This window comes from Kitasatospora sp. NPDC002965 (assembly GCF_040611255.1).
GTDB lineage: Bacteria > Actinomycetota > Actinomycetes > Streptomycetales > Streptomycetaceae > Kitasatospora.
Genome location: NZ_JBEXNT010000015.1, coordinates 1 through 25,399 on the forward strand (window position 1 = coordinate 1; position 25,399 = coordinate 25,399).

General features: G+C 73.8%; 24 protein-coding genes. 13 read left to right on the forward strand and 11 right to left on the reverse strand.

What is annotated here, in order from left to right; translation table 11 throughout:
• The coding region (locus tag ABZY91_RS09105; RefSeq protein WP_355400961.1) for an AMP-binding protein at nt 1-885 on the forward strand (885 nt) is incomplete at its 5' end.
• Between the two features lie 127 nt (nt 886-1,012).
• Here ABZY91_RS09105 and ABZY91_RS09110 read toward each other — a convergent pair.
• The gene (locus tag ABZY91_RS09110) at nt 1,013-2,425 is read right to left on the reverse strand and encodes a serine hydrolase domain-containing protein (protein ID WP_355400963.1); all 1,413 of its coding nucleotides are present in this window, start codon (nt 2,423-2,425) and stop codon (nt 1,013-1,015) included.
• Nucleotides 2,426-2,810: 385 nt separating this feature from the next.
• On the opposite strand from ABZY91_RS09110, the gene nhaA reads away from it, so the two are divergent.
• The 4 genes from nhaA to ABZY91_RS09130 all read left to right on the forward strand — a co-directional run bounded on the left by nhaA (nt 2,811) and on the right by ABZY91_RS09130 (nt 6,501).
• The gene (nhaA, locus tag ABZY91_RS09115; protein ID WP_355400965.1) at nt 2,811-4,220 is read left to right on the forward strand and encodes a Na+/H+ antiporter NhaA; all 1,410 of its coding nucleotides are present in this window, start codon (nt 2,811-2,813) and stop codon (nt 4,218-4,220) included.
• Nucleotides 4,221-4,412: 192 nt separating this feature from the next.
• A complete protein-coding gene (locus tag ABZY91_RS09120) occupies nt 4,413-4,889 on the forward strand; it encodes a phage holin family protein (RefSeq protein ID WP_329879057.1) in 477 nt (158 codons plus the stop codon).
• A gap of 187 nt (nt 4,890-5,076) precedes the next feature.
• On the forward strand, nt 5,077-6,120 hold the full coding sequence (locus ABZY91_RS09125; RefSeq protein ID WP_355400967.1) for an alpha/beta hydrolase: 1,044 nt from the start codon (nt 5,077-5,079) through the stop codon (nt 6,118-6,120).
• Nucleotides 6,121-6,288: 168 nt separating this feature from the next.
• Nucleotides 6,289-6,501 carry a hypothetical protein gene (locus tag ABZY91_RS09130; RefSeq protein ID WP_329879055.1) on the forward strand — a complete coding sequence of 71 codons (213 nt, stop codon included), beginning with the start codon at nt 6,289-6,291 and terminating at the stop codon, nt 6,499-6,501.
• Nucleotides 6,502-6,544: 43 nt separating this feature from the next.
• Here the strand turns inward: ABZY91_RS09130 and ABZY91_RS09135 are convergent, their stop codons facing one another.
• The 3 genes from ABZY91_RS09135 to nth all read right to left on the reverse strand — a co-directional run bounded on the left by ABZY91_RS09135 (nt 6,545) and on the right by nth (nt 9,535).
• The gene (locus tag ABZY91_RS09135) at nt 6,545-7,729 is read right to left on the reverse strand and encodes a MarP family serine protease (RefSeq protein WP_329879054.1); all 1,185 of its coding nucleotides are present in this window, start codon (nt 7,727-7,729) and stop codon (nt 6,545-6,547) included.
• 166 nt (nt 7,730-7,895) lie between these two features.
• Nucleotides 7,896-8,636 carry a CoA pyrophosphatase gene (locus ABZY91_RS09140; protein WP_329947854.1) on the reverse strand — a complete coding sequence of 247 codons (741 nt, stop codon included), beginning with the start codon at nt 8,634-8,636 and terminating at the stop codon, nt 7,896-7,898.
• Nucleotides 8,633-9,535 carry an endonuclease III gene (nth, locus tag ABZY91_RS09145; protein WP_355400970.1) on the reverse strand — a complete coding sequence of 301 codons (903 nt, stop codon included), beginning with the start codon at nt 9,533-9,535 and terminating at the stop codon, nt 8,633-8,635. Before nth ends, ABZY91_RS09140 begins: the two co-directional genes overlap by 4 nt.
• Before the next feature lie 326 nt (nt 9,536-9,861).
• Between nth and ABZY91_RS09150 the strand changes: the two genes are divergently transcribed.
• The 3 genes from ABZY91_RS09150 (at nt 9,862) to ABZY91_RS09160 (ending at nt 13,311) form a co-directional block, all read left to right on the forward strand.
• Nucleotides 9,862-11,076, forward strand: a complete 1,215-nt coding sequence (locus ABZY91_RS09150) for a histidine kinase (protein WP_355400972.1) — start codon at nt 9,862-9,864, stop codon at nt 11,074-11,076.
• Nucleotides 11,073-11,921: a response regulator transcription factor gene (locus ABZY91_RS09155; RefSeq protein ID WP_355400974.1), complete on the forward strand. Its 849-nt coding sequence runs from the start codon at nt 11,073-11,075 to the stop codon at nt 11,919-11,921. Before ABZY91_RS09150 ends, ABZY91_RS09155 begins: the two co-directional genes overlap by 4 nt.
• A 184-nt stretch (nt 11,922-12,105) precedes the next feature.
• Nucleotides 12,106-13,311, forward strand: a complete 1,206-nt coding sequence (locus ABZY91_RS09160) for an alpha/beta hydrolase (RefSeq protein WP_355400976.1) — start codon at nt 12,106-12,108, stop codon at nt 13,309-13,311.
• A gap of 103 nt (nt 13,312-13,414) precedes the next feature.
• Here the strand turns inward: ABZY91_RS09160 and ABZY91_RS09165 are convergent, their stop codons facing one another.
• Nucleotides 13,415-14,275 carry an isocitrate lyase/phosphoenolpyruvate mutase family protein gene (locus ABZY91_RS09165; protein ID WP_355400978.1) on the reverse strand — a complete coding sequence of 287 codons (861 nt, stop codon included), beginning with the start codon at nt 14,273-14,275 and terminating at the stop codon, nt 13,415-13,417.
• Between the two features lie 123 nt (nt 14,276-14,398).
• Here ABZY91_RS09165 and ABZY91_RS09170 point away from each other — a divergent pair, with 123 nt between their 5' ends.
• Both ABZY91_RS09170 and ABZY91_RS09175 read left to right on the forward strand, forming a co-directional pair.
• Nucleotides 14,399-15,412, forward strand: coding sequence for a DUF5937 family protein (locus ABZY91_RS09170; protein ID WP_355400980.1), 1,014 nt, complete (start codon nt 14,399-14,401; stop codon nt 15,410-15,412).
• Between the two features lie 283 nt (nt 15,413-15,695).
• On the forward strand, nt 15,696-16,370 hold the full coding sequence (locus tag ABZY91_RS09175; protein ID WP_030392646.1) for a Crp/Fnr family transcriptional regulator: 675 nt from the start codon (nt 15,696-15,698) through the stop codon (nt 16,368-16,370).
• A 114-nt stretch (nt 16,371-16,484) separates the two neighbouring features.
• Here ABZY91_RS09175 and ABZY91_RS09180 read toward each other — a convergent pair whose 3' ends face one another.
• From ABZY91_RS09180 to ABZY91_RS09200, 5 genes are all read right to left on the reverse strand, one after another.
• Nucleotides 16,485-17,312 (reverse strand): MBL fold metallo-hydrolase, encoded by an 828-nt coding sequence (locus tag ABZY91_RS09180; protein WP_355400982.1) that lies wholly within the window; start codon nt 17,310-17,312, stop codon nt 16,485-16,487.
• A complete protein-coding gene (locus tag ABZY91_RS09185; RefSeq protein ID WP_329879045.1) occupies nt 17,309-17,485 on the reverse strand; it encodes a hypothetical protein in 177 nt (58 codons plus the stop codon). The genes ABZY91_RS09180 and ABZY91_RS09185 overlap by 4 nt, the downstream gene beginning before the upstream one ends.
• A 295-nt stretch (nt 17,486-17,780) precedes the next feature.
• Entirely contained in the window at nt 17,781-18,737 is a 957-nt protein-coding gene (locus ABZY91_RS09190) for an NUDIX hydrolase (RefSeq protein ID WP_355400985.1), read from the reverse strand.
• Nucleotides 18,738-18,828: 91 nt separating this feature from the next.
• Nucleotides 18,829-19,299 (reverse strand): RidA family protein, encoded by a 471-nt coding sequence (locus ABZY91_RS09195; RefSeq protein WP_329879043.1) that lies wholly within the window; start codon nt 19,297-19,299, stop codon nt 18,829-18,831.
• Complete coding sequence (locus tag ABZY91_RS09200) at nt 19,296-19,454, reverse strand: hypothetical protein (RefSeq protein WP_329879042.1); 159 nt, start codon at nt 19,452-19,454, stop codon at nt 19,296-19,298. The genes ABZY91_RS09195 and ABZY91_RS09200 overlap by 4 nt, the downstream gene beginning before the upstream one ends.
• A gap of 189 nt (nt 19,455-19,643) precedes the next feature.
• On the opposite strand from ABZY91_RS09200, the gene ABZY91_RS09205 reads away from it, so the two are divergent.
• Together ABZY91_RS09205 and ABZY91_RS09210 are read left to right on the forward strand one after the other, a co-directional pair.
• The gene (locus tag ABZY91_RS09205; protein WP_329879041.1) at nt 19,644-20,717 is read left to right on the forward strand and encodes an ArsA-related P-loop ATPase; all 1,074 of its coding nucleotides are present in this window, start codon (nt 19,644-19,646) and stop codon (nt 20,715-20,717) included.
• A gap of 20 nt (nt 20,718-20,737) precedes the next feature.
• Nucleotides 20,738-21,913, forward strand: a complete 1,176-nt coding sequence (locus tag ABZY91_RS09210) for an ArsA family ATPase (protein WP_329879061.1) — start codon at nt 20,738-20,740, stop codon at nt 21,911-21,913.
• 213 nt (nt 21,914-22,126) lie between these two features.
• Here the strand turns inward: ABZY91_RS09210 and ABZY91_RS09215 are convergent, their stop codons facing one another.
• Nucleotides 22,127-22,450 carry a WhiB family transcriptional regulator gene (locus tag ABZY91_RS09215; protein WP_327678535.1) on the reverse strand — a complete coding sequence of 108 codons (324 nt, stop codon included), beginning with the start codon at nt 22,448-22,450 and terminating at the stop codon, nt 22,127-22,129.
• 542 nt (nt 22,451-22,992) lie between these two features.
• On the opposite strand from ABZY91_RS09215, the gene ABZY91_RS09220 reads away from it, so the two are divergent.
• On the forward strand, nt 22,993-25,239 hold the full coding sequence (locus ABZY91_RS09220) for a transglycosylase domain-containing protein (RefSeq protein WP_355400988.1): 2,247 nt from the start codon (nt 22,993-22,995) through the stop codon (nt 25,237-25,239).
• Nucleotides 25,240-25,399: the final 160 nt, after the last annotated feature.

Here is a 25,399-nt window from a genome sequence, read left to right on the forward strand (position 1 = left end):
GCGCCCACCGCGATCCGCACGTTCATGAAGTGGGGCGACGACATCCCCGCGAAGTTCGACCTCTCCTCGCTGCGGGTCCTGGGCAGCGTCGGCGAGCCGATCAACCCCGAGGCGTGGATCTGGTACCGCGAGCACATCGGCGGCGGCAAGGCCCCGATCGTCGACACCTGGTGGCAGACCGAGACCGGCGCCATGATGATCAGCCCACTGCCCGGCGTCACCGAGACCAAGCCCGGCTCCGCCCAGCGCGCGCTCCCCGGCATCGGCGCCACCGTCGTCGACGACGAGGCCCGCGAGGTCCCCAACGGCTCCGGCGGCTACCTCGTCCTCACCGAACCCTGGCCGTCCATGCTCCGCACCATCTGGGGCGACGACCAGCGCTACATCGACACCTACTGGTCGCGGTTCGAGGGCCGCTACTTCGCCGGTGACGGCGCCAAGAAGGACGAGGACGGCGACATCTGGCTGCTCGGCCGGGTCGACGACGTCATGCTCGTCTCCGGCCACAACATCTCGACCACCGAGGTCGAGTCGGCCCTGGTCGGACACCCCTCCGTGGCCGAGTCCGCCGTGGTCGGCGCCGCCGACGCCACCACCGGCCAGGCGATCGTCGCCTTCGTCATCCTCCGCGGCACCGCCACCGACAGCCCCGAGCTGGTCGAGGAGCTGCGGGCACACGTCGGCCGCACCCTCGGCCCGATCGCCAAGCCGAAGCAGATCAAGGTCGTCGGCGAGCTCCCGAAGACCCGCTCCGGCAAGATCATGCGCCGCCTGCTGCGCGACATCGCCGAGGGCCGCGAGATCGGCGACACCACCACCCTCGCCGACTCCACCGTGATGAACCTCATCCAGGCCCAGCTCCCCCCGGCGGCCAGCGAGGGCTGACCGGGCCGACCGGCCGAGAACGCCGGAAGACCCGGAGACCACGGTGCCCCCGGGCGGTTGCGACCGCCCGGGGGCACCGTTGTCGGAGACGGCGGGGGTGGACCGGTGACCCCCGGCGGCCGGCCCGTCAACCGCCCCGGCGCTCGGCGACCAGCGTGCGCAGGGTCTCGTAGGCGCCCTGGACCAGGCTCCGGCTGCGCAGCGGCAGCGCGCCGGCCATCACCGCGATCCCGACCTGGGCACGCGGGCTGAACCCGACGAAGGTGGTGGACCTCCGGGTGACCCCTGCGTGGTAGACCAGTTCGTCGCCCATCGTGCCCACGGCGCCCATCGTGCCCTCGGTGCCCAGCGCGCCCTCGGTGCCCAGCGCGCCCTCCATGCCCTGCGCACCGGCGCCCGACTCCGCCGGGGACTCCGGACCCGACCGGGCCGCCGAGCGCGACGAGCCCGCCGGTTCTGCCGCGTCCGTCCCGTCCGAAGGATCCTCGGGATCCGCCGGACCCCGGTGTGACCACAACGCGCGGTGGTTCCAGCCCAGACAGATCCGGGGGCCGCCGCGCCGCCCGCCGGTGCGCGGCCGACGCACCTCGCCCAGCGCCGTCCGCAGCACGGCCGCGTCGGCCCGCTCGGGGAGCGGCACGGCGTCCAGTGCCAGGTTCGCCTGCAGGTAGCGGAGCATGTCGTCCGCCGTGGAACGGAGCGCGGCGGCGCCCGGGAGGGCGGGCAGCCGGAAGGACGGCACGCGCCTACCGCGCCGGTAGCCGGCGTCCTCCTCGCGGCCGGGACCGCAGGAGGTGTCCACCAGCCCCAGCGGGCCGCAGACCCTGGCGGCGAGCAGATCGTCATACCGCTGTCCGGCCGCGTTGGCCAGCAGGAGTCCGAGCAGGCCGCAGCCGAGGTTGGAGTACCGCACCTGCGCACCCGGGGTTCCTCGGACCGCCGTCCGGGGCAGCGCCCGGAGGAGGTGGGCCGGACCGAAGGTGGCGTACGGGCGGGTGAACCAGCGCGGGGCCACCGCGGGAAGCAGCCCGTCCGGCAGCCGGGGCAGCCCCGAGGTGTGGGTGGCCAGGTGGAGCAGGGTGATCGGCCGCTCGTGCGGGTAGCCGGGGGCGGCGTCGGCGGGCAGGTAACGGTCGATCGGATCGTCGTAGCCGACCTCGCCGCGGGCCGCCATCTCGGCGAGCAGCAGCCCGGTGAAGGTCTTGGTGACCGAGCCGAGCTCGAAACGGGTGTCGGCACGAACCGGGCGTTCGACGGAGCGGTCGACGTGCCCGCGGCAGGCGACCGTCCGCTCGTCCCCACGGATCACCACCACGGCGGCACCGCCACCCGGGGCGGCGGCCCGGAAGAGCGGGCGGAGCAGGCGGTCGAGGTCCGGCCCGGGCTCGGAGGCAGAGGCAGAGGCAGAGGGAGCGGCCGAACCGGAGGCGGAACCGGAGCCCGGGCCGGGCCGATGGCCGGGCAGGCGGTCCGGCCGGTCGTCCGGCCGGTGGTCGGACGAGGCGTCGGGACCGGGCGAGCGGTGGAGGGCGCCGTCCATCACCGCGGGCTCCGGTGGGAGGGCCGCGACGGGAGTCGTAAGAGGGGTGGTCCGGGCATGGTGGTGCCTCCCGAGGAGGAAGGGAACGGGGCTGGACACCGGCCGGGCTGAACCGGGCCGGCGCCTGCGGTCGACGATAGGGAGCGGTTCACCCGTCTGCATGCCGCAGACTCCGTTCGGGTGTCGCACCTCCGTTCGGACGGGTGCAGAACAGGCCGCCCAGTCCTAAGTCCTGAAGTATGACAATCCGGACGTCGCCTTGCCGTTCCCGCTAGAATGTCAACGACGCATCAAGATTCCGCGTCACAGGGCGCGCCGGGAAGTCTGGTCGGCACTGCACCACAGGTGCATCCGGACACCGTTTCCCCGCCCCAGGAGGTCCCTCGTGGCCAGCCAGCCGCCCGCCCAAGAGCCGACGACCCGACGCCGCCAGCTCCTCGGCAGGCTGTCCCTCCCCGAGCGCACGTACATCACCGACGCCCTGCGGACGGAGACGGTCGGCGGCATCCTGCTGCTGATCGCCGCGGTGATCGCCCTCATCTGGGCCAACGTCTGGCCGCACGCGTACGAGAGCGTCCTCGACTACACCGTCGGGCCCTCCGGACCGCTCCACCTGGACCTCACGCTGGACGCGTGGGCCAAGGACGGGCTACTGACGATCTTCTTCTTCGTGGCCGGCATCGAACTCAAACGCGAGTTCGTCGCCGGCGAGCTGCGGACCCCGAGTGCCGCACTGCTGCCGGTGGTGGCCGCGGTCTGCGGCGTCACGCTGCCGGCCGTCCTCTTCGCCCTCGCCAACTCGGGCGCCGGCGGCCACCCGGGCGGCTGGGCGATCCCGACCGCCACCGACATCGCCTTCGCGCTGGGCGTGCTGGCCGTGGTCGGCAGCCACCTGCCGTCCGCGCTGCGGGCCTTCCTGCTCACCCTCGCCGTGGTGGACGACCTGATCGCCATCCTGATCATCGCGATCTTCTACAGCTCCGGCATCAAGTTCTGGGCGCTCGGACTGGCCTTCGCCGGGCTGGTGCTGTTCTGGTTCCTGCACCGGCGCGGGGTGCACGGCTGGTACCTGTTCGTTCCGCTGGCCTTCCTGAACTGGGCGCTGATGCACGAGAGCGGCGTGCACGCCACGGTGGCGGGCGTCGCGATGGGCCTGATGCTCCGCTGCCACCGGGAGGGCGACGAGAAGCAGTCCCCCGGCGAGCACATCGAACACCTCGTCCGCCCGGTCTCGGCGGGGCTGGCCGTACCGGTGTTCGCGCTGTTCGCCGCCGGGGTGACGATCACCGGGCCGGCACTCGGCGAGGTGTTCACCCAGGCCACCCCGCTCGGCATCATCCTCGGCCTGCTGGTCGGCAAGACCGTGGGCATCTTCGGCGGTACCTGGCTGGCCGCGCGCTTCACCCGCGCCGAGCTGAACCCGCAGCTCAAGTGGGCGGACATGTTCGCGGTCTCGGTGCTGGCCGGCATCGGCTTCACCGTCTCACTGCTGATCAGCGAACTGGCCTTCCCGGACGACCCGGCGCTGGCCGACCGTTCCAAGGCGGCCGTCCTGGTGGGCTCGCTGCTCTGCGCGCTGATCGCCACCGTCCTGCTGAAACTGCGCAACCGTCACTACCGGGAACTGTGCGAGGAGGAGGACCGCGACCTGGACGGCGACGGCATCCCCGACGTCTACCAGCTCGACGACCCCGCCTGGCAGGCCCGCATGGCCGAACGGGCCCGTGCAGCCGAGCGGGCCGGCGGGACGGAGCCCACCCGCCCCACCGAGAAGGGCCCGGACGGGACCCGCTGAGGCGGCCCGACCGCCGGGACACGTCCCTCCGGCGGGGCCCCCGGAGTGGTGTGCGCTCGGGCGGTAGGGGCATGATTCTGAACTGTCGACAGTCCACCGACGCCGCCGGGCCGCCCCGGTCACCCGGAACCGCCCGGGAGCCGCACCGTGCGGCGGCGTCACACGCCGCACGGCCGAAGAGGAGAACAGCTGATGCCCGCAGGAGCCGCAGACCCGTCCAGCAACGGCCGGGCGCCCTACGAGGGCGAGCGTTCGGTGGGGCAGCTGTTCGCGGCGGCCACCACCGACCTGTCCGCCCTGGTCCACGACGAGATCGCGCTCGCCAAGGCCGAGCTGCGCGCGGACGTCAAGCGCGGTGTCTCCGGCGGCGTCTCGCTGGTGGTCGCCGGTGTGGTGGCGCTGGCCGCCGTCCCGATGCTGAGCGCCGCCGCGGCGTACGGGATCCACGCGCTGGGCCTCTCGCTGGGCTGGTCGTTCCTGATCGTGGCCGGTGCGTACCTGCTCCTGGCCGTGCTGCTCGGCCTGCTGGCGCTGCGTTCGTTCAAGCGGATCGAGAAGCCGCACCGGACCATCGAGGGCGCCCAGAAGACCGCCGACGTGCTCAAGAACGCCCGGCCGCGTCCCGCCACCAAGGAGGAGATCGACCGGGCCCTGGGCCGCATCCCGTAAAGGGCGGCCGGAACGGACGCGGGCACCCGCCGGGCGGACGACGGGCCTGCGGCGGACAGACCGGCGACGAGCGGACGGGCGGACGCCGCGGGCCCGTGGCGCCGGGCGGCGAGCCCCCGGCACGCCTGACGCACCGAGTGCGAGTGCCGGGCACGTGTCCGGCACGGGGATGTGACACGCTCTCGGTATGTCGCTCGACCAGAAGCCCGTGCCCGCGCAGCCGTCCGCCCGCTCCGGCGGCACATCCGGCGACGACGACCACGACAGCGCCTCCGGCACCACCGACGGCGCCGCTGTCAACGGGACGACCGACGACGCCCCCCTCGACTCCGCGTGGGACATCCGGCAGGCGGGGCCCTGGACCCACCGCGACCTCGCCGCCAACGGTGCCCGGTTCCACATCGCCGAGCTGGGAGAGGGCCCGCTGGTCCTGCTGGTGCACGGCTGGCCCGAGTACTGGTGGGCCTGGCGCCACCAGCTGACCGCGCTCGCCGCGGCCGGCTACCGGGCCGTCGCGCTCGACCTGCGCGGGATCGGCGGCAGCGACCGCACCCCGCGCGGCTACGACCCGGGCAACCTCGCGCTCGACATCACCGGGGTGATCCGCTCCCTCGGCGAGAACCGGGCCCACCTGGTCGGCCACGCCTCGGGCGGGACGCTGGCCTGGGTGGCGGCGGTGATGCGGCCGTCGGTGATCCAGAGCCTCACCGTGGTCTCGGCGGCACACCCGCGCGACCTCCGCCGGGCCCTGCTCACGGACCGGCGCCAGATGGCCGCTTTCGATCACGTCCTGGGCTTCCAGCGGCCGTGGATACCGGAACGCCGTCTGGTGGCCGACGACGCGGCACTGGTCGGCCGCTACCTGGACGACTGGACCGGCCGCAACCAGCTGGACCGCGCGACGGTGGCCGCGTACCGGCGGGCGATCCGGATCCCCAGCACCGCGCACTGCTCGATCGAGCCGTACCGGTGGCTGCTGCGGTCGATGGCCCGGCCGGACGGCATCCAGTTCGCCCGCCGGATGAAGAAGCCCATCACCGCACCGACGTTGCACGTCCAGGGCGCCGCGGACCCGGTGCTGCTGTCCCACACCGCGCTCGGCGGCGGTGAGTACGTCGCCGCGCCCTACCGCTGGCGGCTGATGCCCGGGATCGGGCACTTCCCGCACGAGGAGGCGCCGGAGCAGTTCACCGCGGAACTGCTGGACTGGATCGGCCGCCACAAGGACTGAGTGACGGGCGGGGCACCCGGGTCCGTCCGGGTTCGTCCGCGAGCGGGCCGATGATCAGGGTCGAAGGTCCCAACTCCCTTTACAGTGTGCTCATATGACAAACGCATAGGCCAAGATGGGCACAACTCCCGTGGTTACCCCCGTCGGCCCAGGGGCATCCATTGCGGTATGACCTGGATGCCCGATCGCGACGGCGCCCCGCGCGGCCGACGCCACACCAGCCCGCAGCGCTCCGCCGCCCACCGCACCGACTGGTCGGACGACCTCGGCTACGACGTCGTGGACCGTCACCAGCGCACGGACCAGCGGCAGCTCGGCATCCCACGCATCCTCGGCCGTCGCGCCCGCTGGGTGGGCGCCAGACTCCGACGCGAGACCTGAGGCCTCGGCCCGGCCCCGCGGGACGGACCGGCGGCCGGACGGATCAGAGGGCGCAGCCCTGGGTGTCGACCCGGGCCGTGGCCGTGCTGCCCTTCTCGGCGTCCTCGCGCACCTCGGCGGCGGTCAGCACGTATCCGGTGTCCGCGCTGTCCAGCGACTTGGCGAACACCATCCCGAAGACCTGGCCGTCCGGCGTGAGCAGCGGACCTCCGCTGTTGCCCTGGCGGACCAGCGACCGCACCGAGTAGACGTCCCGGACCACCTGGCCGCGGTGGTAGATGTCCGGACCGTTCGCCTGGATCCGGCCGCGGATGCGGGCCGGCTGCACGTTGAAGGCGCCGTTCTCGGGGAAGCCCGCCACGATCGCGCTGTCGTTGGTCTTCGCCTCGCCGGCGAAACCGAGCGGCGGCGCGTTGAGCTTGGGCACGTCCAGGATCGCGATGTCGCGCTGCCAGTCGTAGCGGACCACCGTCGCGTCGTACAGCTGGCCGACCCCGCCGATCTGCACGGTGGGCTCGTCGACCCCGCCGACGACGTGGGCGTTGGTCATCACCCGGTGCGGGGCGTAGACGAAGCCGCTGCCCTCCAGCGTCTTGCCGCAGGACGTGGCGGTGCCGACCACCTTGACCAGGCTCTGCTTCGCCTTCGCCACCGCCGGGCTCGCGGCCAGCGCCGGGTCGGGGATGTCGACCTGGGTGATCGGCTCGTGCTCGAAGGGGTTGAACACCTGCGGGAAGCCGTTGCGGGCGAGCACCTTGGAGAAGTCCGAGAACCAGTTGGGCGCGTCGGACGGCAGCGTGTCCTGCACGCCGCTCAGGATCGCCGAGGTGCGGACCTGCTTGGAGACGGTCGGCAGGGACGTCCCGGCCAGGGCCGAGCCGATCAGCCAGGCCACCAGCAGCATCGAGATCACGTTCACCACGGACCCGCCGGCCGCGTCCAGCGCCCGCGCCGGGCGGCGGTCGATGTGGCCGCGCAGCTTCCAGCCGAAGTGGGTGGTGATCGCCTGGCCGATCGCCGCCAGCACGATCACCACCACCACGGCGATCACGGAGGCGGTGGTCCCGGGGCTGAGGTGGTCGAGCAGCAACGGCAGCAGTTGGACGGCGAGCAGGCCGCCGCCGAGGAAGCCGAGGACCGACAGCACGCCGACCACGAAGCCCTGCCGGTAGCCCGACACGGCGAATCCCACGGCGGCGGCGATCAACAGCACATCCAGGACGTTCACCCGAACACCCTCCCATGCCGCGCCGCGCGCGCGGACGGGCGGGCGGGCGGGAGGGTCCGGCCCGCCGTTCCCGCACGGCCGGCGGCACGGGCCGCCACCTCCGGGCGGGCCGCCGCACGGGCCGCCACGCTCTCGCTCACCGGGACGGGACCCGCCGCGCCCCCGCTCACGACGGCCCGGAGTCGCGGCCGAGCACCGCACGGGAGCGGTCCCGGTCGCCCTGCACCAGCTCCAGCGCCTCGTCCGACAGGTTGACGATCCTGGCGGTGTCCCACGGCCGCTCCATGCCGCTGTGGTGGAGCACCCGGTCGATCACCCCGGCGGTGAAGCCCCACACCAGACGCCCCGCGACCGCGAAGGCCGGGCCCAGGTGACCCGAGGGATGGCGGAGCCTGGCCCGGTTGGCCGGGTCGGTCAGCTCGTCGATCGACACCCGGAACACCGCGCCGGTCTCCGCGGTGTCCACCGGCCGGACCGGCGACTCCTCCCGCCACCAGCCGAGCACCGGGGTCACCACGAACCGGCTGACCGGGATGTAGAGGGCCGGCAGGGTCGCGAAGACCTGCACCCCGGCCGGATCCAGTCCGGTCTCCTCCCAGGCCTCCCGCAGCGCCGCCGCGACCGGCCCGGGGCCGGCGGGGTCACCGTCCTCCGGGTCCAGCGCGCCGCCCGGGAAGGACGGCTGGCCCGCGTGCGAGCGCAGCGAGCGGGCCCGTTCGATGAGCAGGACGTCCGGACCGGTGGCGCCCTCGCCGAACAGCATCAGGACGGCGGCGGCGCGTCCGCCCTCGGGGGGCGGCAGGAAGCGGCTCAGCTGCTCGGGCAGCACCCGTTCCGCGGCTTCCCGGACCGGCTCCAGCCAGGACGGCAGGCCGTCCCGCTCGATCCCGGCCGCGCCGGCGGTCACTCGGCCACCGCCAGGTCGGCGACCTCGCCCCGGTGGGCGGCGGCGTCGGCGCGGGCGGCGGCCTCGCCCGGGAAGTCCGCGGGCGGCCTCAGCCGCTGGCCGGGCTGGCCGCCCATCTCGTACTTGAGCAGCTTCTGCGCCTTCTCCGGATCGGTCTCCCCCTCGCCGTACGCGGGGCAGAGCGGCGCGATCGGGCAGGCCCCGCAGGCGGGCTTCCGGGAGTGGCAGATCCGGCGGCCGTGGAAGACCACCCGGTGCGAGAGCATGGTCCACTCGGACTTCGGGAAGATCTCCGCGACGACCGCCTCGACCTTGACCGGGTCCTCCTCCGCCGTCCACCCGAACCGTCGGGACAACCGCCCGAAGTGGGTGTCCACGGTGATCCCCGGGACCCCGAAGGCGTTGCCGAGCACGACGTTGGCGGTCTTGCGACCGACGCCGGGAAGGGTGACCAGGTCCTCCAGCCGGCCCGGGACCTCGCCGCCGAACTCGTCCCGCAGCGCGATCGACAGGCCGATCAGCGACCTCGCCTTGTTCCGGAAGAAGCCGGTCGGCCGGATGATCTCCTCCAGCTCCGCCGGGTCGGCGGCCGCCATGTCCTCCGGCGACGGGTACTTCGCGAACAGTGCGGGCGTCGTCTGGTTCACCCGCAGGTCGGTGGTCTGCGCCGACAGCACCGTGGCCACCAGCAGCTCGAAGGGGTTGTCGAAATCCAGCTCCGGATGCGCGTACGGGTACAGCTTCGCCAGCTCCCGGTTGATCCGCCGCGCCCGCCGCACCATCGCCAGGTGCGACTCCGGTTTCCTCGGCCTGACCGTCGCCGCCGGCTTCGCAGCCGCCTTGGTCGCCGGCTTCGCGACCGCTTTGGTCCCGGCCTGCCGGACCTTGCTCTCTGCCATGCACGAAGGCTACGCCGGACGGTCCGCCGCGTGCGGCGGATCAGCGATGACCGATGGACGACCGGTGGCGGCACGCCGCACACCGGCCGCCGGGAGGGCGCGTTCACCGGGGCGGGGCCCCCGGGAGGGCGCGTTCGCCGGGGCGGGGGCGCACGGGATAGCGTCACCCGCATGGTCAGCACCGCCGCCCCGAGGGCCTTCCTTCCGCCCGGGCCCGACGGCCTGTGCCCTCTGACGGCGCTTCGACCGCCGTGCCGCCGAGGCCGTCCGCACCACCGTCCGCACCACCGCCCGGGCCGCCGTCAGCTCCACCGCCTGTGCGGCCGGTGAGCCGGCCCGCACCGCGGCACGTAGGAGCGGATCTGCTCACCCCCCGGCCGCAGCCGCTGCCGCCGCTGGTCTGGCCGCCACGGTTGCGGTGGCTCCCGCACGTCGCCGTGGTCCTCGGGGCCCTGGCCCTGGCCGCGACGGGCGCGGACCCGGTCGCGCGCCTGCTGGCCGTCGCGCACGCGGGGACCCTGGTGGTCGCGCTGCGCCGGCCGGTGGTCGCCTGGTGGCTGGCGACGGCGCTCGCCGTCGTCATCCCCGTCGCCCACCCGCCCACGCACGACAACGAGCTGTGGACGTGGCCGGTCCAGGCCGGAGTGCTGCTCCTGCTCGCCCTGCGGAACCGGCCGGCGGTGTCCGTCACGGCGGCCTGCGTGAGCGCGCTCTGCGGCGTGTCGCTGAAGCTTGCCGGCCTGCCGGTCGGGTCGTGGGCCTTGGTCGCGGTCGGCTGCGGGTGGTTCGCGCTGGCGGTCCTGATCGGCGCGGTCCGCCGCGGACGCCGCGAGGACCGGGCCCGGCTGATCGAGCAGACCGCCGCGACCGCGCACGAACGGGCGCTGCGCACCGTGCTGGAGGAACGCGCCAGGATCGCGCGCGAACTGCACGACGTGGTCGCCCACCACATGTCCGTCGTGTCGATCAAGGCGGACGCGGCGCCGTACCGGGTGGCGGACCCGCCGCCGGAACTGGTCGCCGAACTGGCCGCGATCCGCGCGGTCGCCCTGGACGGCCTGACGGAGCTGCGTCGCCTCCTGGGCGTGCTGCGTGCGGACGGTCCGGAGGAACGGTTCGGCGGCACCGCGCCGCAGCCCTCCCTGGAACGGCTCGACGCGCTGCTGGACACCGTCCGCTCCGCCGGGCTGACGGTCGGTCTGGTCGTCGACGGCCCGCGCCGCCCCTTGCCGCCGGGCGTCGGGCTGTCGGCCTACCGGATCGTCCAGGAGGCGCTGAGCAACACGCTGCGGCACGCACCCGGCGCGCAGTCCGTCGTCGAACTCGCCTACCGCCCCGCGGCACTGGGGCTGCGGGTCGCCAACGGGCCCGCGACGCAGGAGGCACCGCCCTCCCCCGGCAGCGGTCACGGGCTCACCGGCATGCGCGAGCGGGCGGCGATGCTCGGGGGCGACCTCGCCGCCGGTCCGACCTCCGACGGCGGGTACGAGGTCACCGCCCTCCTGCCCACCACCACCCCCCACGAGGACGGCCCGGCATGACGACCAGGGTGTTGATCGCCGACGACCAGGGCATGGTCCGCGAGGCCTTCTCGGTCCTGCTCGGGGCCCAGCCCGGCATCGAGGTGGTCGGCACCGCACGGGACGGCGCCGAGGCCGTCGCCCGCGCGGAGGAGCTGCGCCCCGACGTCATCGTGATGGACGTCCGCATGCCGGTCCTGGACGGCATCGAGGCCACCCGCCGGATCACCGGGCTGCTGGGCGGGACCACGCGGATCCTGGTGCTCACCACCTTCGACCTCGACGAGTACGTGTACGAGGCGCTGCGGGCGGGCGCCACCGGGTTCCTCCTCAAGGACGCGTCCGGAGTGGAACTGGCCGAGGCCGTCCGGGTGGTGGCACGCGGCGAGGCGATGCTCTCGCCGGACCTGACCAGACGGCTGATCACCGAGTTCTCCCGGCTGGGTGGTGCGGCCCGGCCGTCGGCCGGACCATCGGCCGGGCCGGCGGACGGGGTGCCTTCAGGGACGACCGGGGCGTCCACCGAGGCGTCCACCGCCGCCTCGCCGCCTCGGCGGTTCCGGCGGAGCGGGCCCCGCGAGCAGGTCACCGGACAGGTCGCCGCGCAGGTCACCGGGCCGCCCCGCGAGCGGGTCGGCGGACGGACCGACGGGCTCACCGAGCGCGAACGCGAGGTGCTGGTCCAGATCGCCCGCGGCCTCTCCAACGCCGAGATCGCCCGCGAGCTGGTGGTGGCCGAGGAGACCGTCAAGACCCATGTGGGCCGCATCCTGCGGAAGCTGAGCCTGCGTGACCGCACCCAGGCCGCCGTCTTCGCGTACGAGAACGGGCTGGTCACACCGGGGAGCGACGCGGCGGGCCGCTGAGCGGCGTCCCCCGCGAGAGCCACGTCCGGGGGTTGGCTCCGCCGGGGGACGCGGGGTGCGGCCGGGTTCGGGGAGGCTCGGAGGTGTCGGCGGACCGGCGGGAGCACCCGCCGGCCCGAGCCTCGCGATCCCGCGCCCCCGGCACCTCACCCCGCACCCCGCAACCCCGCACAGGAGCACCGGTATGACCCCGTCCGTCCGAACCGTCCTGTCGGCGGCACCCCGCCGGCTCAGGCGAGCCGTCCTGGTCGCCGCCGCCCTGCTCGCCTCGTCGCTCACGTTCCTGGTCGCGGTGATCATGCTCGGGGCATACCTGCCGGCGATCCCCAAGGCGGGGATCATCGGACCGGTGCTCGGCGGCCAGTACCCCCTCCTCGTCGCCCTGCTCGGCCTGGCCGGCGCCGCGCTCGCCACCGCCGCCCGGCGCGGCGGCCTGGTGCGCTGGGGCCGGACGGTCACCGTGGTCGCGGCGCTGTCGACCGCCGCCGCACTGGTCATCGGCGGGATCCAGTACGCCGACGCCCGGCGGGCCGGCGCCGAGGTCTCGTTCGGCGAGGTCTTCGGCCAGCTCGCCTACCCGGACACCGCGCCCGACGCCACGGAGACGTACGGGACCGCCGACGGCGAGGAGCTGAAGGCCGACGTCTACCTCCCCCCGCGCCACGACGGCAGGACTCCCGCCGTCGTGCTCGCCCACTCCGGCGGCTTCCACACCTTCGACAAGTCCGACCTGCGCGGCACCGGACGCTGGCTGGCCGACCACGGCGTCGCCGTCTTCGCCGTCGACTACCGGCTCGCCCGGCCCGACCGCCCCACCTGGGACAAGGCCCCTCAGGACCTCGTCGCCGCGCTGCGCTGGGTGCAGGACCGGACCGACGCGTACGGCCTCGACCCCGACCGGATCTCGCTGGGCGGCATGTCGGCCGGGGGCACGCTGGCCATGAACGCCGCCTACCGTCTGCAGAACGGGACGATCAGGCCGACGAGCGGTGCCGCGCCCAGCCCCCCGGCCTCGGTCGTGGGCTTCTACCCGGGGGTCGACGTCACCGAGATGTGGCGGCGCGACGTGGCCGGCACCCGCGCAGCCGCCGAGCTGTACACCGGCGGCACGCCCGCGCAGTATCCCGACCGCTACCGCGAGGTGTCCCCCGCCCCGGAGGTCCGCCCGGGCCTCCCGCCCACCCTCCTCGTGGTCGGCGACCGCGATCGCAGCGCCCCGCCCGGAGGTGTGGAGGCCCTGGGCGACACGCTGCGCACGGCCGGCGTCCCCACCACCGTGCGCGTGCTGCCGTTCGCCGAGCACGCCTTCGACGACGCCTACGGCAGCCTCACCTCCCAGACCGGCCGCCGGGTCCTCCTCGACTTCCTCACCGGACGACCCGTTCACTGACCGGCCCCCCCGACCCGGTCCCCCGACGTGGTCCGCCGGGGCGCGGTCCGCCGGCGCGGCCGGTCCCGGGTGCGACCCGCCGCGGCGAGCCGCACCCCGAGCCTCAGCCCCGCCCGAACAGGGCGTCGACCTCGCCGAAGCCGAGAGCGCCGGCCGGCTCGGTCAGCGAGCCCGCGCCGAGCAGCTCGGCGGCGCCCGCCCGGGCGGCGGTGTAGGCGAACTGGGCCAGGCTCGTTCCGACGCTGACCCGCCGCACCCCCGTGGCGGCGAGCTCGGCGACGGTGGGCCCGCCCGCGACGGCCATCGCGTTGACCGGCAGCGGCGAACGCGCGCAGAGCGCGGCCAGCGCGTCGAGGTCCAGCAGGCCCGGCACGAAGAGACCGTCGGCGCCGGCCTCCGCGTACGCCTCGGCGCGGACGAGAACGTCGTCGAGGCCGCCCAGCCCGAACAGGAAGACGTCCGTCCGGGCGTTCACCACCAGCTCCGGCAGGCCCGCCCCGGCCGCCGCAGCTCGCGCCGCGCGCAGCCGCTCGGCCTGGTCCGCGACCGCGAACAGCGGACCGCCGACGGCCACCGAGTCCTCCAGGTTGACGCCCGCCGCACCGGCCCCGACCAGCGCCCGGACGGTCTCGGCCACGTCGTCGGGCTTCGGGCCGTAACCGCCCTCGGCATCGACGGTGACCGGCAGGTCGACGGCGGCGGCGACCCGACGGGCCACCTCGACGGCCTCCGCCCGGTCGAGACGCTGGCCGTCGCCGCGCCCGAGCGACCAGGAGACACCGCCGCTGGTGGTGGCGATCGCCGCCGCCCCGACCGAGGCGATCACGGCGGCGCTCCCGGCGTCCCAGGCGTTCGGCAGGACGAGCACGCCGTCGGCGACGAGGGCCCGCAGGCGTGCGGCCCGCTCACGGAGGACCGGGAGGGAGGGGACCGCGGACAGGGGGGCGGCGGCGGGAGAGGTCATGAGGGTCACCGGCTTTCACACGGGGGATCGTGGTGCGACACCGGAATCCTCGCGGGCGCCGTGCGGTCGGCTCCACTGATTAAGCTGAGACCGAATCTTGGCCCGGACCGGAAGGTGGCGGCGATGCGGACCGCGCTCGCGTTCTCGACGGACGACCTGGCGCGGACCAGGTTCGCCGTCTCCCCGATGTGGGAGGTGGTGACCAGCCTCCGGGCTCTGGCCCACACGCCCGTCCCGGCACTGCACCGGCAGTGGGCGGGGCAGGTCCGGCCCCGGCTGGCCGCCGCCGGACCCGTGTACCGGCGGCTGGCCGCGATGGTCCCGCCCGAGGGCCACCTGCCGGACTTCCTCAACCCCGTCCCGGCCACCAGCGCCCCGGCGCTCGCCGACGAGCTGGCCGCGATCGCCGCCACCGGTCCTGCCCAGGTGCGGGCCGACCTGGACCTGCTGGCCGCCGCGCACGACGGCCGGCTCCCGGCCCCGCTCGAACCGCTCTACCGCGACCCGGCCGGCCGGTTGCCCCGGCTGACGGCCGACATCGAGGCGTACTGGCAGCTGGCGCTGGCGCCGTACTGGGCCCGGATCCGCGCGCTGCTGGACGCGGACGTGCTGCACCGCGCCCGCCAGGCCGTCGGGCACGGCACCGCCCACGTCCTCGACGACCTGCACGAAACGGTCCGCTGGGACGGCGGCGCGCTCCGGCTGGAGCAGCGGCACTGCGCGGTCCGGCGCCTGGACGCCGGTGCCGGGCTGCTGCTCGTACCGTCGGTGTTCGCCTGGCCGCGGGTGCTGACCCGGTCGCTGCCGCCCGACCCGCCGCAGCTCGCCTACCCGGCCCGCGGGATCGCCACGCTGTGGGAACCCCGGCCGAGCACCGGCTCCGACGCGCTCGCCGCCGTCCTCGGCCGTTCGCGGGCCCGGTTGCTCGCCGAACTCGACTCGCCGGCCTCCACCACCGAACTGGCCCGGCGCACCGGTCTCTCCGCCGCCGGGGTCTCCCAGCACCTCACCGGCCTGCGCGCGGCCGGGCTGACCAGCGCGCACCGGGCCGGTCACGCCGTGCTCTACGCCCGCACCGCCGTCGCCGACGCCCTGCTCGCTCCGGAAGCGGCCTCCGGAGCGGGAGCGGCGCGGTGAACGGCCCGGTGAACGGCACGGTGAATGGCGCAGGAATCGGCAGGCCGGACAGCACGGGGAACCGCGCGGAAACGGCTCAGGGACCCGTGCGACCGCGGTGACCCCGGCTTGACGCCGGGTTGACCTGGCGGTACGGGCGGTACGAATGGCCCCGCGCAGCACCCCTCGGCGCACCCCCTCCTCATATGATCGGAGCGACATGCGCCATGCTTGGTGATGCAGAGCACTGTACGAACTTGTGCCGAACGGCTTGACGGCCGGCCGGCCGAGAAGGAGGAAGCACGTGGACGACGTTCTGCGGCGCGCCGCACTCTTCGCGGCACTCGACGACGAACAGGCCGGCGAGCTGCGCGCTTCCATGACCGAGGTCACGCTCGCCCGCGGTGAGTCGCTGTTCCACGAGGGCGACCCGGGCGACCGGCTCTACGTCGTCGCCGAGGGCAAGGTCAAGCTGCACCGCGCCTCGCCGGACGGCCGCGAGAACATGCTCGCCGTCCTCGGCCCGAGCGAGATGATCGGCGAACTGTCGCTCTTCGACCCGGGCCCGCGCACCGCCACCGCGAGCGCGCTCACCGAGGTCAAGCTGCTCGGCCTCGGCCACGGCGACCTGCAGCCCTGGCTGCACGCGCGCCCCGAGGTCTCGATCGCACTGCTGCGCGCCATCGCCCGCCGCCTGCGCCGGACCAACGACGTGATGTCCGACCTGGTCTTCTCCGACGTGCCCGGGCGCGTCGCCAAGGCCCTGCTGGACCTCTCCCGCCGGTTCGGCGTGCAGTCCGACGAGGGCATCCACGTCGCCCACGACCTCACCCAGGAGGAGCTGGCCCAGTTGGTCGGCGCCTCCCGCGAGACGGTCAACAAGGCGCTCGCCGACTTCGCCGGCCGCGGCTGGCTGAAGCTGGAGGCACGCGCGGTGGTCCTGATGGACGTCGAGCGGCTCTCCCGCCGCTCGCGCTAGTCGATCGGCCGCCCGGGACCCGGGACCCGACCGGAAGCCTGCACGACGAGGGGCCCGTACGCTCGGCGTACGGGCCCCTCGGCCGTCCGGGCCCCTCGGCCGCGCGGCACCGGGTCAGTCCGGGATGAGCCCGTGCTCCCGCAGGTACTGGAGCTGGGCCCGGACCGACAGCTCGGCGGCCGGCCAGAGCGCACGGTCCACGTCGGCGTAGACCCGCGCCACCACCTCGGCCGCCGTCCGGCAGCCGGCCTCGACCGCCGTCTCCACCTGGGCCAGCCGGGAGGCCCGGTGCGCGAGGTAGTAGTCGACGGCGCCGAGCGCGTCCGCGAGGACCGGGCCGTGGCCGGGCAGCACGGTCCCCACCCCGTGCTCGGCCGCCATGGTGTGCAGGTGCCGCAGCGAGTCGAGGTAGTCGCCGAGCCGGCCGTCCGGGTGGGCGACCATCGTGGTGCCCCGGCCGAGCACGGTGTCCCCGGTGAGGATCGCCCCGTCGGCGGGCAGGTGGAAGGTCAGCGAGTCCGAGGTGTGCCCGGGGGTGGCGACCACGCGCAGGTCGAGGCCGCCGACGTCCAGGCGCTGCCCGTGCGTGAGGCCCTCGGAGCCGAGCCGGTGCGCCGGGTCCAGCGCGCGCACCTCGGAGCCGGTCAGCTCCGCGAACCGGGCCGCGCCCTCGGAGTGGTCCGCGTGGCCGTGGGTGAGCAGGGTGAGCGCCACGCGCTTGCCCTGCTGCTCGGCGGTCTCGACCACCCTGCGCAGGTGGCCCTCGTGCAGCGGGCCGGGGTCGATCACCACCGCGAGGTCCGAACCGGGCTCGGAGAGCAGCCAGGTGTTGGTGCCGTCCAGCGTCATCGGCGACGGGTTCGGCGCCAGCACGCACAGCGCCCGGGGGGTGGCCCCGCCGCCGATGGCGGCGGCGGGGTCACCCGGCAGGAGTCCGCTCACCGGCCGCCCTCGCCGTCGCGATGCAGCGCGCGCAGGGGGAGGACCCGGGTGAGTGCGCGCTGGGCCAGCTCGCTGAAGGGGACGAGGCCGCCCTCACAGGCGGGGGTACGCGGGTTCAGGCTGCGGGCGGGCACCTGGCGTGCCGTCCGGCGAGCCACATCGTTGTGGGTCATCGGGCGTCGGTCCTTCCACTCGGATTCACGGGATTCACGGGGATCGGGGAGGTCGGGGAAATCAGGGAGGTCGGCGAGGTCGGCGAGATCGGGGAGGCCGCGGGGGCTCGGCGGAGCCGACGGGTCCACCGGGATCGCCCGGTTCACCGGTCTCGGCCGGGTCGGCTGGGTCGGCCGGCTCGCCGGTCTCACCGGGTTCGTCGAAGTCATCGAAGTCGTCGAGGTCGTCGCAGTCATCTGAAGTCGTCGCAGTCGTCGGAGCCGGGGGACTCGACCGCGTCCGGGCCCGGAGGGCTCAGCCGCCCGGACGGACGGGGAAGGAGCCGTCGATCGTCAGCTCGTCGTACCCCGTCCAGCGGACCGTAAGCCGGTCGCCCCGCACCTCGGCCCGACCGAGCACCGGGGTCAGCGAACGGTCACCGGCCACGGCCAGCGCCTCGGCGGCGCTGCGCACCGGCAGCAGTTCGCGCAGCACCGTGACGGTCGGCGGCAGCATGCCGTACCGGCCCTCCTCGTAGCCCCTGACCGCCTCGGCCGGGGTCAGCCAGGCGACCCGGTCGGCCTCGCCGACCTCGCGGGCGGCTCGCTGGCCGGGCGGCAGGGCCGCGACGAAGAACCAGGTGTCGTACCGGCGCTCCTCGAAGGCCGGGGTGACCCACCGGGCCCAGCCGGCCAGCAGATCGCTGCGGAGCAGCAGACCGTGCTCGCGCAGGAAGTCGGCGAAGGAGAGCTCGTGGGCCTCCAGGGCGGCGCGTTCCGCGCTCCAGTCCCGGGGTTCGGCGACGCTGTCCGCGTCCGGCCCCGCCAGCAGGACGCCGGCCTCCTCGAAGGTCTCGCGGACCGCCGCGCAGACCACCGCCTGGGCGGTGCGGGCGTCCACCCCGAGCCGTTCGGCCCACTCCTGCGGGCCGGGCCCGGCCCAGCCGAGTTCCGCCTCGGCGTCCCGCCGGTCCACCCCGCCGCCCGGGTAGGCGTACATGCCGGCGGCGAACGCCATCGAGGTGCGGCGGCGCAGCAGGTAGGCCTCGGGTCCGGGGGCGGCGTTCGGCGCAGTGCCCCGCTCCGCGTCCGTACCCGGCTCCGCATCCGCGAGCGGTTCCACGCCCGGCCACGCGTCCGGCCCCGCGTCCCGGAGGAGCACCACGGTGGCGGACGGCTTGGGCACGGGCGGGCTCAGCTCGCCGGACTCGACCGCCCGGATCCGGGCAGGCCAGCCGGGAGGCATCGGGAGCGTCGTTGCTCGCTGGTCCATGCCCGGATGCTAAACGCCCGGGGGCGGGGTTGGACAGGGGTGATCCGCTGCCCGCCCCCGCTCCGGGGAGGTCCTTCGGTCACACGCGGGGTCAGGCCCCGGCGCGGACCCGGACCTGGAGCTCCACCTCGACCGGGGCGTCCAGCGGCAGCACGGTGACGCCGACGGCGCTCCGGGCGTGCACGCCGGCCTCGCCGAACACCTTGCCGAGCAGCTCGCTCGTACCGTTGATCACGCCGGGCTGGCCGGTGAAGTCCGGGGCGGAGGCGACGAAGCCGACCACCTTGACGACCTGCTCGACCAGGTCCAGGTCACCGATCACCGACTTGACGGCGGCCAGCCCGTTGAGCGCGCAGACCTGCGCGAGCTCCTTGGCCTCCTCCGGGGTGATCTCGGCGCCGACCTTGCCGGTGTTCAGCAGCTTGCCGCCCACCATCGGCAGCTGGCCGGAGGTGAAGACGAACTCGCCCGTGCGCAGCGCCGGGACGTAGGCGGCGACCGGGGCGGCCACCGGCGGCAGGGTCAGGCCCAGCTCGGCGAGCCTCTCCTCGACCTTGCTCATGCCTGCTTCTCCCGCTTGAAGTAGGCCACCAGCTGCTCCGGGTTCGGACCCGGTACGACCTGGACGAGCTCCCAGCCGTCCGAGCCGAAGTTGTCCAGGATCTGCTTCGTGGCGTGCACGAGCAGGGGTGCCGTCATGTATTCCCACTTGGTCATGGCCAGACTCTAGACGCTCCGCCCGGGCGACCGGCGCGGCCCGCGCTCGTGCGTGTGAGGTGGCCCACAAACCGGGCATGATTCAGGCCTGGCCCCCCCGGTAGTCCCGGCATCCGGCGCGGTCCCTGGTTACCCTCGCGGGAGGGCACCCTGAGCGGTGCCGCCCTCGGAGACGGACGGAGACGGAGCGTGGCACGCACCCCCGGCCAGGCGGCCCGGCGCGATCCCGACTGGGAGGGCGTGCGGTTGCACGTGGTCAGCGGCAAGGGCGGGACGGGCAAGACCACCCTGGCCGCGGCACTGGCGCTGGCCCTCGCAGCGGAGGGCCGCCGGACGCTGTTGATCGAGGTGGAGGGCCGGCAGGGCATCGCCGAGCTGTTCGGGATCGCGGCGCTGCCGTACGAGGAGCGCCGGATCGCCTCGGTCTCACCCGCCCAGTTGGGACTGCCCGGCGGTACCGCGGGCGGTGGCGAGGTCCACGCGCTCGCCATCGACACCGAGCAGGCGCTGCTCGAGTACCTCGACATGTTCTACAAGCTCGGCCGGGCCGGCAAGGCGCTGCAGAAGGTGGGCTTCGTCGACTTCGCGACGACCATCGCGCCGGGCGTCCGGGACGTCCTGCTGACCGGCAAGGCCTGCGAGGCGGCCCGGCGCAAGGGCCCGGACGGGCGCCGCCGGTACGACGCGGTGGTGATGGACGCGCCGCCGACCGGACGGATCACCAGGTTCCTGAACGTGAACTCCGAAGTGGCCGGGCTGGCCCGGTTCGGGCCGATCCACTCCCAGGCGCAGGCCGTGATGCGGGTGCTGAAGTCGCCCGAGACCGCGGTGCACCTGGTCACCCTGCTGGAGGAGATGCCGGTGCAGGAGACCGTCGACGGCTTCGAGGAGCTGCGCGAGGCCGGCCTCCCGGTGGGCGGGGTCCTGGTGAACATGGTCCGGCCGCCGCTGCTGGACGCGGCGGCGGTGGCCGCGGTCGACGGCGACCACCGCGAGGAGGTCGCGCTCGCCCTCGTCGAGGCGGGGCTCGGCGGGCGCTCGCGCAAACCGGAGACCGTCCGGGCCGCGGTCGAACCGCTGCTCGGCCCGCTGCTGGACCAGGCACGGGAGCACGCCGAGCGGGTGGAGCTGGAGCGCGAACAGCGCGCCGACCTCCAGCAGCTGAAGCTCCCGACCTACGAACTGCCGCTGCTGGGCGAGGGTGTGGACCTCGGCGGGCTCTACCGGCTGGCGGGCGAACTGAAGCGTCAGGGGGCAGCGTGAGCACGAGCGGGCGGAACAGCGTGCAGAGCGGCGGGAACGTGCAGAGCGGCGGCAGCCGGCTCGCCGTGGACGAGCTGATCGACAACCCGAAGACCAGGATCATCGTCTGCTGCGGCTCGGGCGGCGTCGGCAAGACCACCACCGCGGCGGCGATCGGCCTGCGGGCGGCGGAGCGGGGCCGCAAGGTCGTCGTGCTGACCATCGACCCGGCGCGGCGGCTGGCGCAGTCGATGGGCCTGACCGAGCTGGACAACACGCCCAGGATCGTCAAGGGCGTCACCGGCGACGGCGAGCTCCAGGCCATGATGCTCGACATGAAGCGGACCTTCGACGAGGTCGTGCTGGCCCACGCCGAGCCCGAGCGGGCCCGGGCGATCATGGAGAACCCCTTCTACCAGTCGCTGTCGGCCGGCTTCGCGGGCACGCAGGAGTACATGGCGATGGAGAAGCTCGGCCAGCTCCGCGCGGCCGAGGAGTGGGACCTCATCGTCGTCGACACCCCGCCGTCCCGCTCCGCGCTGGACTTCCTGGACGCGCCGAACCGGCTCGGGTCCTTCCTCGACGGCAAGGTGATCCGCATCCTGACCGCGCCGGCCAAGGTCGGCGGCCGGTCGGCGATGAAGTTCCTCAACGTCGGCATGGGCCTGCTCACCGGCACCCTCGGCAAGATCTTCGGCGCCCAGCTGCTGACCGACGTGCAGACCTTCGTCAGCGCGACGGACTCGATGTTCGGCGGCTTCCGGGAACGCGCGGACCGGACGTACCAGCTGCTGCAGGCGCCGGGCACGGCGTTCCTGGTGGTGGCCGCGCCGGAGCGGGACGCGCTGCGCGAAGCCGCGTACTTCGTGGACCGGCTGGCCGCCGACCGGATGCCGCTGGCCGGCCTGGTACTCAACCGGGTGCACGGGACGGGCGTCCCGCAGCTCACCGCGGAGCGGTCGCTGGCGGCGGCCGAGGCCCTGGAGGAGAACGGCTCGGAGCACGCGTCGCCGGAGGCCGAGCTGCTCGCGGCCGGGCTGCTGCGCCTGCACGCCGAGCGGATGCAGGTGATGGCGCGGGAGCGCCGCACCCGCGACCGCTTCGTCTCGGTCTACCCGGACGTGCCGATCGTCGAGGTCGCCGCGCTCCCCGGGGACGTCCACGACCTGGAGGGCCTGCGCACCATCGGTGAACGGCTCAGCGGGGCGACCGGCTGAGCCGTGCGGTCACCGACCGGACGGCGCAGTCACCGGACGGCGCAGTCACCGGACGGGCGGTTCCCGGCGGGGCTGTCACCGGCCGTGCGGTCACCGGTGGGACCGTGCGGTCACCGGCCCGGGCAGGACCACGGGCCGGGAATGACCACCGACCGAACAGGGCCGAACGAGGCCGAACGCCGAGTGAAGCCATCGGCCGGACGGCCCGGAGGTTCAGCCCGCCTGGGCGTAGTCCGTCAGTATCACGCCGGTGGCCAGCGAGGTCTCGTACTCGGTGCGGGCCGTCTCCAGCAGCCGCCGCCACGAGACCACCGTCGGCCGTCGGCGCAGCAGCGCCCGGCGTTCGCGTTCGGTCATCCCACCCCAGACCCCGAACTCCACCCGATTGTCCAGCGCGTCGGCCAGGCATTCCGTGCGGACGGGACACCCGCTGCACACCGCCTTGGCGCGATTCTGCGCCGCCCCCTGGACGAACAGTTCGTCCGGATCACTCGTGCGGCAGGCGGCCTGCGCACTCCAGTCGTCTACCCAGCCCATGCCGGCGCCGTCCTCTCCCGAATCGAGGCTCCCCCACGGCGGCAACGGCATATTCACCGTTGCCAGTTGAGGACGTTACGGAAGAACGACAGGTTGCAACAGCCCCTTCGGGCTCAATCTCGAATGACCCGATTGGACTATGGGTATCGATCAGCTCACTCGTTGGAGTGACCGCAGGTCGCAAGCCTTGCCAGGGTCGCGGGCGCCACTCTCGCCACGCGAGTCGTCACTGAGCGCTACCGGACACAGGTGCACAGCCAGCGACAGCTGCCTCAAAAACCCCCCAAGAAAGGGCAATTCGGGCAATTCTCATCACTCACAAGAGTGACAGATGCTGACAGAGCGAAGCTGTCGCAAGCTTGTGACAAGCCTAGGCGAACACCTGCCCCGGTGTGCGGGAATCGGCAACGTAGGGTTCTCCCATGGCACCGAAGCGCCCCCAGGCACCCCAGCCCCCAGGCAACACCGGAGCTCCGCGCGGTACACGCCGCGAGTCACCGCTGGCTTACGCGGGACACGGAGTCAAGTTCCTGGGGGTCAGCGTGCTCTCCGGAGTCCTGCTGGCCGGCATGGCCCTGCCCGCCGTCGGCGCGCTCGGCCTGACCGCCAAGAACACCGCAGAGGGCTTCTCCAACATCCCGGACGACTTCAAGACCCCTCCGCTCTCCCAGGCGACCCAGATCTTCGACGCCAAGGGCGGGCTGATCGCCAAGGTGTACGAGCGCGACCGCACCGTCCTCGCCGCCGACCAGATGTCGCCGTACATGCGGCAGGCCCAGGTCGACATCGAGGACGCCCGCTTCTACGAGCACGGCGCCGTCGACCTCAAGGGCGTGCTCCGCGCGATCAGCAAGAACGCGGAGAGCGGCACCACCTCCCAGGGCGCCTCGACGCTGACCCAGCAGTACGTGAAGAACGTCAACGTCGAGAAGGCCGGCGACGACCAGGCGGCCGTCCTGGAGGCCCAGCGCAAGACCCTGGGCCGCAAGATCCAGGAGCTGAAGGTCGCGATCAAGCTGGAGGAGGACCTGACCAAGGACCAGATCCTCACCAACTACCTCAACATCACCTTCTACGGCCACCAGGCCTACGGTGTCGAGGCCGCCGCCCAGCGGTACTTCAGCAAGAACAACAAGGACCTGACGATCGCCGAGGCCGCCACCCTCGCCGGCGTGGTGCAGAACCCCTCGCAGTACGACCCGGTGCGCTTCCCCGAGAACACGGTCAAGCGGCGCAACGTCGTGCTCGACAAGATGCTCGAGAACAAGCACATCACCGCGGACCAGGCCAAGGAGGCCAAGGCCGCCCCGCTGGGCCTGAAGTTCAAGGACCCGCAGAACGGCTGCATCACCGCGCAGGCCGGCATGGGCTTCTTCTGCGACTACGTCCGGCACGTGGTCAAGCAGGACCCGGTCTTCGGCAAGAACGCCGCCGACCGGAAGAAGTTCTGGGACCAGGGCGGTCTGAACATCTACACCACCCTCGACCCGGACAAGCAGGCCGCCGCCCAGAACGCGGTGACCTCCAAGGTCAAGGTGACCGACCCGGTCTCGGCCGCCGCCACCATGATGGAGCCCGGCACCGGCAAGATCCTCGGGATGGCCCAGACCCGCCCGTACGGCCTGGACCCGAACAAGAACCAGACCGTCGTCAACCTCAACGTCGACGCGGCGATGGGCGGCGGCAACGGCTTCCAGACCGGTTCGACGTTCAAGCCGGTCCTGGCCGCGGCGGCGCTGGAGTCGGGGATGTCCCCCACCCAGCCGTTCCCGTCCGAGAACAAGATCGAGTACCCCACGATGTCCACCTGCTCGGGCACCTGGAAGAACACCGCCAAGGGCAAGGAGCGCAGCGTCGGCAACGAGTCGGCCAGCGAGGTCGGCCCGTACGAGCTGAAGCAGGCCATGGCCCTGTCGGTCAACACCTACTTCGTGCAGATGGAGCAGAAGGTCGGCCTCTGCGCGATGAAGCAGATGGCCAACAAGCTCGGCATCAGCCAGACCTCGAAGGGTGACCCGTTCGTCGAGGTCCCGTCGATGGTCCTCGGCACCCTGGAACTCTCCCCGCTGACCATGGCGAACGTCTACGCCACCTTCGCCGCCCGCGGCAAGTACTGCACCCCCGTCGCGATCAACAAGATCACCACGGTGGACGGCAAGGACATCAAGGTCCCGCAGACGACCTGCAGCCAGGCCTACTCCCAGGACACCGCGGACGCCCTCAACGCCGTCCTGCTCAACGTGACCGAGAAGGGCACCGGCGCCTCCCTCCAGCTCGAAGGCGGACGCCAGATCGCCGGCAAGACCGGTACCACCGACGAGAAGAAGGCCGCCTGGTTCAGCGGCTACACCCCGCAGCTCGCCACCGCCGTCTGGCTCGGCGGCCCGGCCGGCGGCGTGAAGATGAAGAACATGAAGATCGGCGAGACCTACTACGGCGCCGACGGCGTCTTCGGCGCCACCGGCCCCGGCCCGATCTGGCAGATGGCGATGAACCAGGCCCTGCGCGGCGCTCCCATGGAGACCCTGCCGACCATCAACATCCCGGACCCGGCACCCAAGCCCGACCCGAACGCCACCGCGCCGGCCAGCCCGCCGGCCACCGGCGACCCCAACGCGGGTGGCAACCCGCCGCCGCCCGCCAACCCCGGCGGCGGCAACCCCGGCGGCACCAACGCCGGCGGCCTGATCGGCGGCGGGATCACCCTCCCGCCGGGCATCATCGGCGGCGGCGGCGGCAACGGCGGCGGTAACGGAAACGGCAACGGCAACGGCGGCGGCCACCGCTGACCGACCCGGTCGACCGTGACGCGAAGAGGGGCGGCCCCCCCCCCCCCGGGGGGGGGGGGGGGCCCCCCCCCCCCCCCGGGGGGGGGCCGCCCGCCCCCCCCCGCCCCCGCCCCCCCCCGCCCCCGGGGGCCGCGGCGCCGGCTGGAGCCCCGGGCGGGGC

What these genes read in the sequence shown, in the direction of transcription:
- ABZY91_RS09110 (WP_355400963.1), bottom strand. Translation starts at nt 2,425, where the DNA reads ATGGACGGCGCCCTCCACCGCTCGCCCGGTCCCGACGCCTCGTCCGAC.
- ABZY91_RS09120 (WP_329879057.1), top strand. Translation starts at nt 4,413, where the DNA reads ATGCCCGCAGGAGCCGCAGACCCGTCCAGCAACGGCCGGGCGCCCTAC.
- ABZY91_RS09125 (WP_355400967.1), top strand. Translation starts at nt 5,077, where the DNA reads ATGTCGCTCGACCAGAAGCCCGTGCCCGCGCAGCCGTCCGCCCGCTCC.
- ABZY91_RS09130 (WP_329879055.1), top strand. Translation starts at nt 6,289, where the DNA reads ATGACCTGGATGCCCGATCGCGACGGCGCCCCGCGCGGCCGACGCCAC.
- nth (WP_355400970.1), bottom strand. Translation starts at nt 9,535, where the DNA reads ATGGCAGAGAGCAAGGTCCGGCAGGCCGGGACCAAAGCGGTCGCGAAG.
- ABZY91_RS09155 (WP_355400974.1), top strand. Translation starts at nt 11,073, where the DNA reads ATGACGACCAGGGTGTTGATCGCCGACGACCAGGGCATGGTCCGCGAG.
- ABZY91_RS09160 (WP_355400976.1), top strand. Translation starts at nt 12,106, where the DNA reads ATGACCCCGTCCGTCCGAACCGTCCTGTCGGCGGCACCCCGCCGGCTC.
- ABZY91_RS09165 (WP_355400978.1), bottom strand. Translation starts at nt 14,275, where the DNA reads ATGACCTCTCCCGCCGCCGCCCCCCTGTCCGCGGTCCCCTCCCTCCCG.
- ABZY91_RS09170 (WP_355400980.1), top strand. Translation starts at nt 14,399, where the DNA reads ATGCGGACCGCGCTCGCGTTCTCGACGGACGACCTGGCGCGGACCAGG.
- ABZY91_RS09185 (WP_329879045.1), bottom strand. Translation starts at nt 17,485, where the DNA reads ATGACCCACAACGATGTGGCTCGCCGGACGGCACGCCAGGTGCCCGCC.
- ABZY91_RS09190 (WP_355400985.1), bottom strand. Translation starts at nt 18,737, where the DNA reads ATGGACCAGCGAGCAACGACGCTCCCGATGCCTCCCGGCTGGCCTGCC.
- ABZY91_RS09195 (WP_329879043.1), bottom strand. Translation starts at nt 19,299, where the DNA reads ATGAGCAAGGTCGAGGAGAGGCTCGCCGAGCTGGGCCTGACCCTGCCG.
- ABZY91_RS09200 (WP_329879042.1), bottom strand. Translation starts at nt 19,454, where the DNA reads ATGACCAAGTGGGAATACATGACGGCACCCCTGCTCGTGCACGCCACG.
- ABZY91_RS09215 (WP_327678535.1), bottom strand. Translation starts at nt 22,450, where the DNA reads ATGGGCTGGGTAGACGACTGGAGTGCGCAGGCCGCCTGCCGCACGAGT.